Annotated in this window: 14 protein-coding genes; 4 read left to right on the top strand and 10 right to left on the bottom strand. The window is 66.0% G+C overall.

Annotated elements, in window-relative coordinates; translation table 11 throughout:
• Positions 1-157 precede the first annotated feature (157 nt).
• The 4 genes from QGG75_15035 to QGG75_15050 form a co-directional block, all read right to left on the bottom strand.
• Complete coding sequence (locus QGG75_15035) at positions 158-916, bottom strand: alpha/beta hydrolase (GenBank protein ID MDP6068547.1); 759 nt, start codon at positions 914-916, stop codon at positions 158-160.
• Positions 917-1199: 283 nt separating this feature from the next.
• Complete coding sequence (locus tag QGG75_15040) at positions 1200-3821, bottom strand: molybdopterin-dependent oxidoreductase (GenBank protein ID MDP6068548.1); 2622 nt, start codon at positions 3819-3821, stop codon at positions 1200-1202.
• 13 nt (positions 3822-3834) lie between these two features.
• A complete protein-coding gene (locus tag QGG75_15045; GenBank protein MDP6068549.1) occupies positions 3835-4194 on the bottom strand; it encodes a MoaD/ThiS family protein in 360 nt (119 codons plus the stop codon).
• Between the two features lie 55 nt (positions 4195-4249).
• Positions 4250-5026 carry an IclR family transcriptional regulator gene (locus tag QGG75_15050; GenBank protein MDP6068550.1) on the bottom strand — a complete coding sequence of 259 codons (777 nt, stop codon included), beginning with the start codon at positions 5024-5026 and terminating at the stop codon, positions 4250-4252.
• 135 nt (positions 5027-5161) lie between these two features.
• On the opposite strand from QGG75_15050, the gene QGG75_15055 reads away from it, so the two are divergent.
• Positions 5162-5767 (top strand): 4Fe-4S dicluster domain-containing protein, encoded by a 606-nt coding sequence (locus QGG75_15055; protein ID MDP6068551.1) that lies wholly within the window; start codon positions 5162-5164, stop codon positions 5765-5767.
• Positions 5768-5774: 7 nt separating this feature from the next.
• A complete protein-coding gene (gene nrfD / locus QGG75_15060) occupies positions 5775-6695 on the top strand; it encodes a polysulfide reductase NrfD (GenBank protein MDP6068552.1) in 921 nt (306 codons plus the stop codon).
• Here the strand turns inward: nrfD and QGG75_15065 are convergent.
• The gene (locus QGG75_15065; protein MDP6068553.1) at positions 6692-7207 is read right to left on the bottom strand and encodes a 3'-5' exonuclease; all 516 of its coding nucleotides are present in this window, start codon (positions 7205-7207) and stop codon (positions 6692-6694) included. The genes nrfD and QGG75_15065 overlap by 4 nt on opposite strands.
• Positions 7208-7279: 72 nt before the next feature.
• On the opposite strand from QGG75_15065, the gene QGG75_15070 reads away from it, so the two are divergent.
• Positions 7280-7492: a hypothetical protein gene (locus QGG75_15070; GenBank protein ID MDP6068554.1), complete on the top strand. Its 213-nt coding sequence runs from the start codon at positions 7280-7282 to the stop codon at positions 7490-7492.
• A 2-nt stretch (positions 7493-7494) separates the two neighbouring features.
• On the opposite strand, the gene QGG75_15075 is transcribed toward QGG75_15070, so the two are convergent.
• The 3 genes from QGG75_15075 to QGG75_15085 are packed head-to-tail and all read right to left on the bottom strand — an operon-like array spanning position 7495 to position 10258.
• Complete coding sequence (locus tag QGG75_15075) at positions 7495-8424, bottom strand: nucleoside hydrolase (GenBank protein ID MDP6068555.1); 930 nt, start codon at positions 8422-8424, stop codon at positions 7495-7497.
• Complete coding sequence (gene rbsK / locus QGG75_15080; protein ID MDP6068556.1) at positions 8421-9344, bottom strand: ribokinase; 924 nt, start codon at positions 9342-9344, stop codon at positions 8421-8423. Before rbsK ends, QGG75_15075 begins: the two co-directional genes overlap by 4 nt.
• Positions 9341-10258: an amidohydrolase family protein gene (locus tag QGG75_15085; GenBank protein ID MDP6068557.1), complete on the bottom strand. Its 918-nt coding sequence runs from the start codon at positions 10256-10258 to the stop codon at positions 9341-9343. Before QGG75_15085 ends, rbsK begins: the two co-directional genes overlap by 4 nt.
• Before the next feature lie 83 nt (positions 10259-10341).
• On the opposite strand from QGG75_15085, the gene QGG75_15090 reads away from it, so the two are divergent.
• Positions 10342-11733, top strand: a complete 1392-nt coding sequence (locus QGG75_15090) for an AMP-binding protein (GenBank protein MDP6068558.1) — start codon at positions 10342-10344, stop codon at positions 11731-11733.
• Positions 11734-11761: 28 nt separating this feature from the next.
• On the opposite strand, the gene QGG75_15095 is transcribed toward QGG75_15090, so the two are convergent.
• Both QGG75_15095 and QGG75_15100 read right to left on the bottom strand, forming a co-directional pair.
• Entirely contained in the window at positions 11762-13012 is a 1251-nt protein-coding gene (locus QGG75_15095; GenBank protein ID MDP6068559.1) for a hypothetical protein, read from the bottom strand.
• A 74-nt stretch (positions 13013-13086) separates the two neighbouring features.
• Positions 13087-13665: hypothetical protein (locus QGG75_15100; GenBank protein MDP6068560.1), on the bottom strand; the 579-nt coding region annotated here is incomplete at its 5' end.

Genomic DNA, 13665 nt, shown 5'->3' on the forward strand with positions numbered 1-13665 from the left:
TTTGGATCAACCAAGGTCGGCTATGGGTCGATCGCGACGTTTCGGCCCTGCCGCCGGTATGCTCGCTTTCCTTCCAGCACCGGACGCTCGGACGGCGAAAGCGGAATTGGCGGCAGTCTGTCGGGCTTGTGGGTGACAGACTGCTAAAGCAACGCCCTCAGAGATCGTTCTCGATGGCCCGCCAGAAGGTCTCAGGCGCCTCGACGTGCAGGTTGTGGCCAAGGCCGGGCAGCACCGTCACAGGGGGCCCCAAGCGCCGCATGCCCTCGGCGTGGCCGACCTTGTCTTGCTCGCCGGTGAGCAGGCGGATCGGCGCCAGCGACGCCTCGACCAGGGCCACGGCGTCGGGTTTGCCCACGGCGTTGGTCAGCGGATCGGCGGCCAGCCCGTAGTGGCCGTCCTTTTCCACGACGCCGAGTTGGGCCGTACGGCTCTCGGGCCCGGCCAGACCCCAGAGCCCCGAGACCTTCAAATAGCGCTCGAGGGCGTCTTGGCGATTGGCGAAAAGTTTGACTGGCGCCCGGGCCACCGCCTGGGCCCGGGCCAGGTCTTCGTCAGGCCAATCCACCTTGACGCCGAAGGCGACGACGCTTTTGACGCGCACGCCGAAAATGCCGCTGGCCAGGGCGAAGGCCACGGCACCGCCCATGGAATGGCCGACCACGGTCACCTCCGCGTCCTGGCCCAGGTGGGCGGCGACATCAGCGGCGTGCACGCCAAAACCGTAGGGTGCCCCATGGAACGAGCGGCCATGGCCCCTGAGCTCGGGGATCAGCCAACCTCCCGGCCAATTCTCCCGGAGAACCGGTAGCAGTTCGTCCCAGACGGCGGCGTTGGCGCCGAGGCCGTGAATGAGAACCAGCAGCGGGCCCTCGCCGCCGCCCCGTTCGCTGACGATCGTCCTGTGTTCCGCCAAGCTCGCGTTCCTTCCGCTTGGCCCGCATTTCTCACCGGGTCACGGCCTGCGTCGCTCCCAGGTGATGCGATCCGCTAGGAAAAGACCGAAGCGCGTAGTGGTACTACGCGCTTCGGTCTTTGACAACGCGGGCGCGCGCCTGGGAGCGACCCTTCGGGCGGCGCTGTGACGCCGACAGGGTGCATAGCTGTGCTTGCCCGATGTCCCACATCGCCCTGCGCAGCGCTCCTACCCTGTCGACGCCACAGCGCCGCGCAGGCCATGACCCGGTGAGAAATGCGGGCTAAAGCAGGCTGGTCTGGTCCTCATGCCGGTAGATCTTGATCTTGGCGCAAAGATCCAGGTTCAGGTTGACCGGGCTGGAATGGTCGAAATCGACCTCCAGCAGGTCGTTGAAAAAGATCCCCTTGCCCTGGGCGATGGGCTGGTGCTTGGTCCAGTGGCCGGCGCAGGCGGCGATGCCCACGGCCTCGGGATGAATGCTCTCGGTGAGGCGAATGCGGCCCTCGACACGGCGGCCCGCGGGGGTTTCCAGCCACACCGCTTCCTCGTCCTCGAGGCCCTTGGCACGAGCGGTCTCGGCGTTGATGGCGATGCGATAGCTGAAGGGATCGAGGCGCGCCACCTCGTCGATCCAGGGATTTTCCATGGTGAAGCCGTTGGCCTGGATGGCATCGCGGTAATAAAAGGCCCAGAGATCATAGTCCTCGTCTTCGACCTGATGGGAATGGCAGGGCAGCCACTCGGGCAAGGGGCTGTAGAAGGCGGGATCGATCTCCATGCCGGCTTCGCCTGCGATCCGCATGGTCTCGGCGCCGGCCTCGATCAGGTATTCGTGGTAGACCGGGATGCGCACGTCGACGAAGGGACGCCAGTAGACCTCCTTGACGTTCTTGGGCCAGGTGATGACGCCGTTTTCCTTGAACCATTCCAGGCCTTTTTCCTCACCGAACTTGTGCCGAAGCTCGTGATCGACGACGTCTTCCAGGGTGTACTTTTCCTCGGGCTTGAGCATATGCGGCCCGTCGAGATGGTAGTGGCTGTTGATCGCCATGTTGATCTCGGGGCCCAGGTCGAGGCGATAGGCGAGCTCCAGCATCACCGAACGGGCACAGCGCCGCTCGTGGGTGGGCTCCGACACCGGCTGGCGTATGGGCCAGCCCCAGTCGCCCATGCCGGCGGGATGGTTGAAAATGAAAGGAAAATTGGGCCTGGCATCGAGCACTTCCAGGTAGCTGAGATCGGGCAGGATGATGTCGGCGAAGTCCGAGAACTCGTTGAGAAAAAGATCGAACGAAAAGATGAATTCGTATTGCAGGAGGCTTTCGATCACCGCCTCCTTGTTGCCCACGCTCATCACCGAATTGGCGCCGTAGTTGAGCATGATCTTCGGCCGGTAGGGCAGGTCGAAGTTCCGCCACAGCTGCTGCTGGTCGCTCGACGCCATGATGGGCGAGACGTGGGAGAGCGGGAAGAGCTCGATGAAGCCGATGGAATCGGGCTTGCGCGGATCGGCCACGGGATAAGGCACATGCGCCAGCATCCACGAGCCCACCGCCATCATGCCGTCGCGGTCGGCCCGGGGCTGGTACTTGGGCCGGCCCGATTCGGGGTGCCCGTGGCACACCGGATTGAAGCCGAGCGTGCCGCCGACCACGTCGGCGGCGCCGACGATTTGGTTCAAGAGGTCGATGGCGAAACAGTTGTACATCGAATTCTTGTGGCCCTGGGCACCGCGGAAGAAGATGGCCGAGGCCGGCCGGTAGGGCAGCGTCACGCCATCGAGGACGATGGTGCTGCCGATACGGGCGGCCTCGCCGAACTCGCGGGCCAGGCGCTTGATGGTCGCGGCGGCGACGCCGGTGATCTCCTCGCCCCTCTCCGGGGTGTAACTCTTGAGGTGCTCGGCCAGCAGCTCGAAGGCGGGTCGGCAGGTCTCGCCGTTGACCTCGAAGCTTCCAGCCAGCACCGCCGCCGTCTTCGAGGCCGGGTCGTCGTAGGGTATGGCCCGGCCGTTCTCGCCATCCCAGACCAGGGCGGTGCCGCTTTCGGCGTCGCGGGCGTAAGTGCCGTCGGGCCGGATCAGGTAGATGGCGTTGGTGTAGGTGCGCAGGTAGTCGCGGTCCACCAGGTCGTAGTCGTTGATCAGGCAATTGGCCATGGCAAGCGCCAGGGCGGCGTCGGTGCCGACCCGGATGGGCACCCATTCGTTGGCCTTGGCGGCGGCGAAGTTGGCCATCGGATCGACCACCACCATCCTCATGCCGCGATCGCGGGCGTCGGCGGCCTGGGCAATGTTGGGGGTCGCCGCGTGGCCGGCACCATGGCCCTTGGAGGCGCCGAAATAGAGGGCGTAGTTGCAGTGCGCGAAGTCGGGCACGATGGACCACGAGGCATGGGTGATGCCACCGGCCGAGTGGGCGCCGTTGCCGCAGTGTATGCCGCCGCCGGCGACCCAGGTATTGGGCGAGCCGAAGGCCCAGGCGAAAGGGAACATCAGCAACGAGGACGGCGCCAGCGTGGTCGTCAACTGCACCGTCAACTGGCGCGGATCCTCTTCGTAGATTTTCTTCAGCTTGGCGCAGATCTCGTCCAGCGCCTGGTCCCAGCTGATGGGCTCCCAGCCCGGATCGAGGCCCATGCCCTTTTGCGGATTGCTGCGGCGCAACGGCGTGTTCACGCGGTGCGGATCATAGAGGAACATCATGCCCGCGAGGCCCTTGGCGCAAAGCCGGCCACTGCCTGTCGGGCTATCGGGGTTGCCTTCGATTTTTACGATAGTGCCGTTGACCCGGTGCGCCTTGATGGCACAACCGCCGTAGCAGATGGTGCAAACCGAGGGGATCCACTTGTCTTCCCAGATCGTCGTGTCCGGCTGGTCCAGGCTGGCGCTCGGTTGATCCATGGTGGTGCCTCCCTTAGCCGCCGGTCGCGGCGGGCAGTATGAAAACCAGAATCTCGGGGTTTGGGCCGCCGTCCTGGGGCAGGGGAATGGTCTGGTCCAGGGCGTCGTCGCCGACGATGACTTCGTTGATGAAGATCCGCGTGCACATCTGTAAATGCCGCGGCGGTTTGGCGTTGCGATAGACGCGTTTGCCGAACTCGGGGCCGTAGCGCTGTTCCAGGTCGTCCAGAAGCTGGCGCAGCGTTGCCCTCTCGGGAAGCTCGAGGGCCAACTCCTTGACCCCGGTGAAGCTGGTGATGATGCCCATGAAGCTCACGCGCAGGCTTACCATGGCTTCCTTGTGGCCTTCTTCACCGGCGGGGGTAGGGATCATGGAAATCATGATATTTGTTGCTATTCCTAAATCCAAGACGTTGAATCGTCCCGGCCTAGGCTGCTCCGATACGCTGTGAAACCTGCCGGCTGACGGCCAGAAGTTCCTCGGCAGCGGCATTGTTCCAGTCGACCTTGAAGCGGCGCTCCGGCCCCAGGATGGTAAGGGCCGCCGCGAGGTTGTTGCCGGCATCGAAAACCGGCGCACTCATGGCGTTGATTGAAGCCAACTGATTGCCGCGCACCAGGGACATGCCTTGTTGCCGAACCTGGGCCAGGGCGGCCTCGACTTCGTCGGGGCTGCGGCCGTCCATCTCGGCGGCGATGGGCTGTTCGGTCCAATGGCGGGGCAGGAAGGCGGAGAAGACCAGGCCGGTGGCCGAGTCCAAAAGGCTGAGCACCGATCCCATGCGCAGGTTGACGGCGAAGGGCCGGTGGCTCTCCTCCCAACGCACGACGGTGGGACCGGCGGCGCCCCAGACGGCCAGCAGCGCGGTCTGTTCGGTGCGCTCCCTGAGTTCGGCGATGGCGGCACCGGCGACGCGGTAGGCATCCAGTTGCCTGAGCGCCGAGAGACCCACCTTCAGGGCCAGGGGGCCGAGCCGGTAAAGGCCGCCGGCACCGTCCTGTTCCACCATGCCGGCGCGGCCCAGGCTGACCAGATAGCGGTGCACCTTGGCCGAAGGCATGTCCAAGCCCTGGGCCAGATCGCGCAGCATCATCGGCTTGTGGGCATCCGCGAGCACGGTCATGATGCGCAGACCGATTTCCACGGATTGCACGCCGAACTGGGTCTTGCCCGCCTTCCCCTTGATCGGCTGCTGGGCATTCATTTGCCATACCTGTGCCACGTCTCACGAGCTTGACGTCGAATATTATGGATTATACGATCAATTACGGGAAATATAACAGGCATGACATAGCCGCCACAAGGCAGGGTGCAAGACGGCGGCCGCGGAGGTGACACGATGCGACTGGGGATGGTCATCGACCTGAAGCGCTGCATGGCCTGTTACGGCTGTCAGATTTCCTGCAAGGCCGAGCACGGCACGCCGCCCGGCGTCTTTTTCGCCCGCGTGCTGAAGCGAGAGGAAGGAAAATACCCGACGGCGCGGCAGCTGTTTCTGCCGGTTCTCTGCAACCACTGTGACGACGCGCCCTGCGTCGACGTCTGCCCCACCGAGGCCAGCCATTACGCCGAGCATGGCATCGTCGACATCGATGCCGATCTCTGCGTCGGCTGCCGCACCTGCATGATGGCGTGCCCGTATACCAATCGCTATTTCAACGGCGAGCCCGCCAACTATTTCGGCGAGGCCGGCCCGACGCAGTACGAGCGCGCCCAGGCCGGGCGCCATCAGGAAAACGTCGTGATGAAGTGCAATTTCTGCCGCCCGCGCTTGAACCAGGGCCTGGATCCGGCCTGCGTCAGCAACTGCCCGGCCAAGGCCCGCATCTTCGGCGATCTCGACGATGCACAGAGCGAGGTCTCCCAGTTGATCAAGGACCGCGGCGGCTTCACCCTACATCCCGAGGCCGGCACCGGTCCCAACGTCTATTATCTGGCACCCTGAGGCGACCATGGGCAACCAGCGCTACGATCAACTGATCACCGATCTGCGCGGCGATTACCGGCCGCAGCGCGAGTGGGGCGTGGGCAGCGGCATCCTGATGGTCATCGGCCACTTCCTGGTCGGTATCGCCGGCGGCACCTGGGTGCTGGCCACCATCTACGACGCCTCCGCCGGGCTGGTTGTGGCCTTTGTGCTGGGTGGCATCGGCGCCCTGGCTCACCTGGCCTACCTGGGCTGGCCGCGCCGCGCCTTGGGCATGATGCGGCACTGGCGGACCTCGTGGGTGTCGCGCGGCTTTACCGGTTTTGCTTTGTTCCTGGTGGGCGGTACCGTCAGCCTGGGCATCGAGTTGTTCCTGGCACCGGGCGCGTCGGGCGCCCTGGCCGCGCTGGCCATGGTGGCCAAGGCGGTGGCCATGGTGGGCGCCATCATCATCATCGGCTACATGGGGTTTTGCTACACCGCCTCCAAGGCCATCCCCTTTTGGCACTCGCCGCTGCATCCCGCCCTCTACATCGCCTACGCCTTTCGCGGCGGCATTGCCGTGCTGCTGGTCATCGCCGCCATCGTCGCCGCCGATGCCGGCCCCTGGCTGTTGCAGTTCTGGGTCGGCGTCACCGCCATCGTGGCGCTCTTTTTCGCCCTGGAGATCCAGGGCGCCCTGGCCAGCGGCGACGTGGCCGCGCGCTGGTCGGTGCGCGACATCCTGGCCGGCCGCCTGGCGCTCTTGTTTTACGGCGGCACCCTGGTCGTGGGCCTGGTCGTGCCGCTGGTCACGCTGGCCGCCGGCACGGTCAATTCTCCGGCCGCCATGGCGGTTATCGGCCTGGCTTCGGCGGCCGGCGACTTCTTCATGAAGCTGGCCACCGTCCGCGCCGGGGTCTACCGCCCCCTGGTGCTGCCCCAGCAGCGCCGCCAACGGGCCTAACGCAGCGCATAGTCGGCCACATCGGCCCCGGCCTCGATAGCCGCAACGACGATCTCGGCACAAGCTTTGGCGTCCGAAAGGGCGTGGTGGTGATCGAGTTCTATGTCGTGATAGGCACAGACGTCGGAGAGCTTGGTGGGCCGAATGCCCCAAACGCCACGGGCCAGGCGAACCGTGCAGAGGAACGCCTGATCGGGCGGATCGATGCCCGCGGCGGTGCAGCACGACGACAGCACGCCGCGATCGAAGCCGGCATTGTGAGCCGCCAGGAAATCGGCACCAGCGATGAACTCGGCGATTTCCGGCCAGCGTTCCGCGAACGTCGCTTCGGCGCGCACGTGCTCCCAGGTGATGCCATGCAGATAGGAGAAACGAAACCTCTCTCGCGGCGGCCGGATGAGAAAGTAAAGGATGTCCTCGACCACACCGCCCACCAGCCGCACCAGGCCCAGCGCACAGGCACTGTCGCGGCCGTAGTCCGCGGTCTCGAAATCGAGGGCAACGATGTTCATGAAGGTATCGCTTGGGATCAAAGCGCCAGAGTCAAGCTTGTACCTGGCGCCTGACCGTGTCAGTTTCACTCCATGGCTGCCAGCTCATACCGGAACAAAACCCTCGAGCCCGGCGCGCGCTTCGAGAAGGTGGGCCAAGTCAAAAGTGTCTGGATCGTCAAACGCCTCGTCAGCCTGCCCACCCAGCCGCCACACGTCGACATCCAACTTGAACGCGACCGGCACGAACGCCGCGTGCTGGCCGCCACGGTGCTCTCCGATAACGCCCGCTACCGGCGGATCTAGGGCTAAAGATTCCCCAGGCGCTCCACCAGCAGATCGAAAAATCCCTCGGCATCGACCTGGCCGATGACCAGGGCGTTGGGCTCGCGCCCCGTCACTTGCCACCAGTCGACGACGCTGGCACCGCGGGTCAGTTCGGACTCGGTTTCGATGTCCACGTGGCAACGCCGGCCGCTGAAGAGTTCCGGCTTTAAGAGCCAGGCGATCACCGTCGGATCGTGCAGCGGGCCGCCGTCGAAGCCGTATTTTTCGGCATCGTATCGTTCCGAGAAGAGCAGCATTTCGCACACCGCCTGGGCCGCCGGCGAGCCCAGCGCGGCGATGCGTTGCATGCGCGCCCGGGTGGTCAGCGCCTGGTGGGTAACATCGAGCGGCAGCATGACGATGGGCACGCCCGACGCCATCACGTACTGCGCCGCCTCGGGGTCGACGTAGACGTTGAACTCGGCCGAGGGTGTGATGTTGCCCTGGGCGAAATAGCCGCCGCCCATCATCACCAACTGGCGGAGCCGCCCGGCCAAGGACGGCTCCCGCGTCAGCGCCAGGGCGACGTTGGTGAGCGGCCCCAGCGTACACAAGGTAAGGCTCCCCGGCTCTTCGCGGCCGATAGTCTCAACCAGGAAATCGACGGCGTGACCGGGCTGCAGGGCCATGGCCGGCGCGGCCAACGAGGGCCCGTCGAGGCCGCTCTTGCCGTGCACATGCTCGGCCGTGACCAGCGGCCCCGCCAACGGCCCGTCGGCACCGGCGAAGACCTTGATATCGGGCCGCCCGGCCAGCTCGCAGACCATGCGGGCGTTACGCGAGGTAAGCTCCAGCCCCACGTTGCCGGCCACCGTGGTGATGCCCAGGACCTCGAGCTCGGGACTGCCCAGCGCCAGCAGGATGGCCACGGCATCGTCCTGGCCGGGATCGGTGTCGATGATGATTTTCAAATCGTTATCTCCTCGACTTCGGCCAGCTCAGGCGCCGCGGCCGCGGCGCCCGGCCGGGTCGTGGCCAGGGCGCCGCAGGCGGCGGCGAAACGCACGGCCGCGCCGATCTCGTCGCCCCGCGCCAGGGCGAATGCCAGGCCGCCGTTGAAGCAATCGCCCGCCGCCACGCTGTCGACGGCACTGACGGCAAAGGGCGGCACGAAACCCTGCCCCTCGGGGGCGGCATAGTAGACACCCCCGGCACCCATGGTAACCACGGCGCTGGCCGGGCCCATCTGTTGCAGGCGCCGGGCCGCCTCGGCCGCCGCCTCGGGCGTCTCGGGCCTGAGCCCCACCAGGGCCTCGGTCTCGCCTTCGTTGGGTGTGACGATGTCCGTGGCTTGGAGCAAAGCCGCGGGAATCGAAGCCCCGGGCGGCACCGGTGCCGGATCGAGGATGACGCGGCCGCCGGCGGCCCGCACCCGGGCCGCGGCATGGGCGCTGGCAGCCGGCGGGATTTCCAGTTGCAGCAGCAAGATGCCGGCCCGGTCGAAGACCTCGGGCCAGAGATCTACATGGCTTTGCGTGAGCGCCAGGTTGGCCCCACCGACCACGGAAATGCAGTTCTCGCCGCCCTCGGCGACGGCGATCATGGCGATGGCGGTGTCGTGCTCGGGATCGGCCGCCACGTATTGGTCGGCCAATCCCAGCTCGGTTATCTGGCGCCGCGCCATGGCGCCGAAAACGTCGTCCCCCAGGCGGCCCACCAGATCGACCCGGCCACCCAGGCGGTGCGCGGCAACGGCCTGGTTGCAGCCCTTGCCGCCGAGCGCCATGGCGTAGCGCTCGGCATGCAGCGTCTCGCCGGGCTGGGGCAGGCGCTGGCCATAGACGGTGAAGTCCATGTTGATGCTGCCCAACACCACGATTTCGGAATTCATGGCAATTTCCACAGCCTTTTCGCATTTCCGTGGGCCACGGCTCTCCCCACGGCCTCGGGCAAGGCAGTCAATGCCTCGCGCCAAAGCGCCACCTGGCGCACATACAGGCTACCCCAATGTTCGGCGAAGACGTTGTCGAAGCCCAGCACGAAACGCTCTGGATGGGCTTCGATCAGGGCCTGCCAATCGGCCGCCAGGCGCTGCCCGACGAACAAATTGACCCAGGGCTGGCGGCTGATGCCATGGGTGATGGAATTGGACCAGGAAGGTATGAAATGGATATTGGCGTGGTTCTCGATCAGCCGCCGGGTTTGGCCGACACCAAGCTGCCCCATGTGGGTCAGCACGAAGGGATGGCCGGGCCGGGCCCGCAGCAGGCCTTCGAGCTCGGCCATCAGCCCCTGGGCCGCCCCGCCGGCGGCGGCGAATTCATAGTGCAGCACGGCCGGCCAGCCGCGCTCAAAGGCCGCCGCCAGGGCCGCCCGGACCTGGGGTGCATGGGCCGGTATCACCCATTGCGGCGCCCGCTGACCCTTGGCGGCGTGCCACAGGATCAATTCCGCCATGGCCTTGAATTCGGGCCGGCGCAGCTGGTCCTGGAGCAGCCGGTAGTAACCCGGCCGGTTCTCGGCATAGGCCCGGCTCTTGGTCCGCACCGAGGCGATGATCCGGCCGGGGTGGCGGCGCGCCAGGGCCGCGATGCGTTCCGACTTGAGCCGGCCGCGCCCGGCCAGGATGACGCGGGCCACGCCGGCTTGGTCCAGCAGCGGCACCACCCGGTCAAGACCGACCTGCTCGTCGATCTGGCTGTGGGCGTCGATGATGGCAAGTTCGGCGGCAACCGAGGCTGGACCGAGCAGCACCAGCGCAGCGGTCAGGATCCCGAAACGGCGTTTGTCGGCCCGAGCAAGCATGCTTCGACAAATACCACGCCGCGGCGCTCAGCCACTGAGAAATCCCTGATTTCCGGCCGACCTTTTCTGTTAGCCTCTTTGCCATGGCAGTGGAGCGCGGGGAGCAACAGGACTCGACGGTTGCTTCGGCCGTCGAAGGCATCGTCTGGCCGGCCATCGTGGCCCGGCCGGAGGCCCGGTTGGCGTCGCTTGCGCGGCAATTGCAAGACAGCGAATGGTGGCCGGCGGCCGAGCTCGAACGCCACCAGTTCGCCCAGCTCGGCCATCTCGTCCGGCATGCCGCCGAGACCGTGCCGTTCTACCGCGAGCGCCTGGCGCCGCTGCGTGGCCTCGAGGCTCTGACGCCCGAGGCCTGGCGCGCCGTCCCCTTGCTGCGGCGAGCCGATCTGCAACGATGGTTCGGCCATTTCCTCAGCCGGGCGCTGCCCGCGGACCACGCCCCGGTCGGCGACGTGCGTACTTCGGGCTCCACCGGGATGCCGGTTTCGGCCAAATCCACGGCCGTGACCGGGCTTTTCGAAGCGGCCCTTTCGCTCCGGCGCCTCGACTGGTACGGGCGCGATTTCTCGCAGAAGGCCGCCGTCATCGCCACCATGAAACCTCATGAGGCCCTGCCGCCCGAGGGCCGGCGCGAGCCCGGCTGGGCCCCGGGCGCAGACACCGGGCCGGCGGTGATCCTCAACATGCGCAGCACCGTCGACGAGCAGATCGCCTGGCTCAAGCGCGAGCGGCCGGCCTACCTTTTGACCTACCCCAGCGCCATAGAGGCCCTCGCCCGCCACTGCCGGGAAAACGGCGAGGCGCTCGATTTCCTGCAGGGCATCGGGACACGCTCGGAAGCCCTCGACCCGAGCCTCAGGGAACTGGTGCGCAAGGTTTTCGGCGTCGAAATCGTCGACGGCTACAGCGCCGAGGAAACCGGCACCATGGCGCTGCAATGCCCCGAACACGAGCACTACCACGTGCAATCCGAGGCCATGCTGCTTGAGGTGCTGGACGATGCCGGTGAGCCCTGCCCAGCCGGCGCCAGCGGCCGGGTCATCGTCACGCCCTTGCACAATTTCGCCACGCCGCTGGTGCGCTACGAGATCGGCGACATCGCCGAGGTCGGCCCACCCTGCCCCTGCGGCCGCGGCCTGCCGGTTCTGGCCGGCATCATCGGCCGCTACCGGCACATGCTGACCTACCCCGACGGCCGCCAGATCCGCCCCAGGGTCAACGAGGGCTTCGTCGACCAGCCGGCCATCCGCCAGTTCCAGGTGGTGCAAACCGCGCCCGAGGTCCTCGACGTGCGCCTGGTCGTCGAACGGGCGCTGAGCGGCGCCGAAGAGGCGCACACGCGCGAGGCGCTCCTGCATTTCCTCGGCCATCCCTTCGAGGTGCGGTTCTCCTACGTCGACGAGATCCCGCGCTCGCCCGGCGGCAAGTACGAGGACTTCCGCTCGGAAGTGAAGGGATTAAGAATATTTTCCTAATGCTTAGCGAAAAAGCCCCCGTGGGGCCTTAGATCACCGATTTCGTCATTTCCTGCTCGACCAGCAGGATCATGTCGCTGCCCATAGCCGTGTACGAGGTATAGGAGACGCTGTCGACGGTCGTCGTGCTGGTAGTCAGCGAGGTGCCGCCGCCATCGATCACCACGCTGTCGCCGGGATCGCCTACGATCAACAGCGTGTTCGTGGTATCCGAGATGTTGAGTACGTCCGATAGCTTGAGCGTGATGGTGTTGTTGCCCGAACCGGTGGCGTCGATCTTCTCGATGCCCTGGATCTTGTTGTCGGCCATGGTGGTCAAATTCAGCGCCATGCCGTTGCCGTCGAGGCGCAGCGTATCGGCGCCGCTGGAGACATTCGAGCCGCCGTCGACGCGCCGGAAAGTGGTATCCGAAATCCCCAGGATATCGTTGCCGGCGCCGCCCAGCTGCACGTCGACACCGCCGCCGCCGGTCAGGATATCGTTGCCGGTGTCGCCGACCTGGTAGTCGTTGGCCGAGGTGCCGATGAGGTTGTCGCTGCCGGTGCCGCCGATGTCGGTGACTTTGCCGCTGAAGTCGCCGCCGAAGATAACGTAGCTGGTGCCGGCGTTGGTGGCGGAGTCGTCGGCCTGATGCTCGCCGACGATCAAGTCGTCGAAACCATCGCCGTTGACGTCGCCCGCGGCGCTGACGAGGCCACCGTAGTAGTTCTGCCCCTCAACGCCGGTGATGACGATGCCGTTCGAGCCGTCGAGGGTGGAAAGGTCGATGCTGCCCGAAGAGCCGATCGAAGTGCTGCCAAAGAGCACGTACTGATCGCCCGTGGCCCCATCCCTGACGCTGCCCTCGAGCTTGTAGGTGCCGATGATAACGTCGTCGATACCGTCGCCGTTGACGTCGCCGGCATGGCTGACGCTGCCGCCAAGGAAATCAGAGGCGAAAAGGCCCGTGACCTTGAAGCCGGTGGTGCCGTTGAGGTTGGAAACCGAGATGGTGCCGTCGGTGGAGCCATTGGCAGCGTCCAGGCTGCTGAGGTTCGAGGTGCCGCCGAAGACGAAATAGGCCTCGCCAACATCGGTAACGGTCGATGGGTCGGCCCGGGGAGCGCCCAGGACGAAATCGGCGATGCCATCGCCGTTGATGTCACCGGCGCCGGAGACCGAGGAGCCCAATCGGCCGTCGTTATCGCTGCCTTCGATTCGGTAGCCGCGGCTGCCGTTCAGGTTGGTGACCTCGATCTTGCCGTCCGTGGTGCCGTCGGCGGCATCCAGTGCCGCCAAATTGGCGCTACCGCCGAAGACGAGGTAAGCCTCCCCCTCGGTCGCGGAGACGGGATCGGCCAGTCTGGCGCCGATCAGGAGATCGTCGATGCCGTCGCCGTTGACATCGCCGGCATTGCTGACGGAACCGCCGTCGTTTCGGGATCGAAATCGGGCGTGAAGAAAGGCGTATCGCCGCCCGACGACGAGGTCGCCGAGGAGGGCGTGAAAGTGGCGTCGTTGACCTTCGACTGGTCGATGGCTTGGGCTATCTGCAGCGTCGCCCCGCCCTTGGTATAGACGTCATAGGTGAGGCCGCCGATGAGCGTCGAAGTGCCCTGGGTCCAGCCCGTTTCCGTGGTCACGGAATCGCCCGCGTTGCCGTCCACCCGGAGCGTCGAGTTACTGTTCAGCGCCGTCACGTCGGTGGTCGTCAGCAACAGCGAATTGTTGCCCGAACCCGTCAGATCGATGATCTCGATACCGCCGATTTCGCCGTTGGGTATGGCCGGCAAATCGACCGTGATGCCGGCCCCGTCGACGCGCAGCGTGTCGTTGCCGCTGCCGCCGAAGGTGCCGAAGCGGCCGGCCGGGTCGAACACCAGCACGTCGTCACCGCTGCCGCCATCCATGAAGTCGAAGCCCGCCCCGCCATCGAGCAGGTCGTCGTCCTC

The sequence above is a fragment of the Alphaproteobacteria bacterium genome (assembly GCA_030740435.1).
Taxonomy (GTDB): Bacteria; Pseudomonadota; Alphaproteobacteria; order UBA2966; family UBA2966.

Bases quoted from the DNA above. Each gene is read 5' to 3' on its own strand.
- QGG75_15055 (MDP6068551.1), top strand. From the start codon at position 5,162: ATGCGACTGGGGATGGTCATCGACCTGAAGCGCTGCATGGCCTGTTAC.
- QGG75_15070 (MDP6068554.1), top strand. From the start codon at position 7,280: ATGGCTGCCAGCTCATACCGGAACAAAACCCTCGAGCCCGGCGCGCGC.
- nrfD (MDP6068552.1), top strand. From the start codon at position 5,775: ATGGGCAACCAGCGCTACGATCAACTGATCACCGATCTGCGCGGCGAT.
- QGG75_15045 (MDP6068549.1), bottom strand. From the start codon at position 4,194: ATGATCCCTACCCCCGCCGGTGAAGAAGGCCACAAGGAAGCCATGGTA.
- QGG75_15090 (MDP6068558.1), top strand. From the start codon at position 10,342: ATGGCAGTGGAGCGCGGGGAGCAACAGGACTCGACGGTTGCTTCGGCC.
- QGG75_15040 (MDP6068548.1), bottom strand. From the start codon at position 3,821: ATGGATCAACCGAGCGCCAGCCTGGACCAGCCGGACACGACGATCTGG.
- rbsK (MDP6068556.1), bottom strand. From the start codon at position 9,344: ATGAATTCCGAAATCGTGGTGTTGGGCAGCATCAACATGGACTTCACC.
- QGG75_15065 (MDP6068553.1), bottom strand. From the start codon at position 7,207: ATGAACATCGTTGCCCTCGATTTCGAGACCGCGGACTACGGCCGCGAC.
- QGG75_15085 (MDP6068557.1), bottom strand. From the start codon at position 10,258: ATGCTTGCTCGGGCCGACAAACGCCGTTTCGGGATCCTGACCGCTGCG.
- QGG75_15050 (MDP6068550.1), bottom strand. From the start codon at position 5,026: ATGAATGCCCAGCAGCCGATCAAGGGGAAGGCGGGCAAGACCCAGTTC.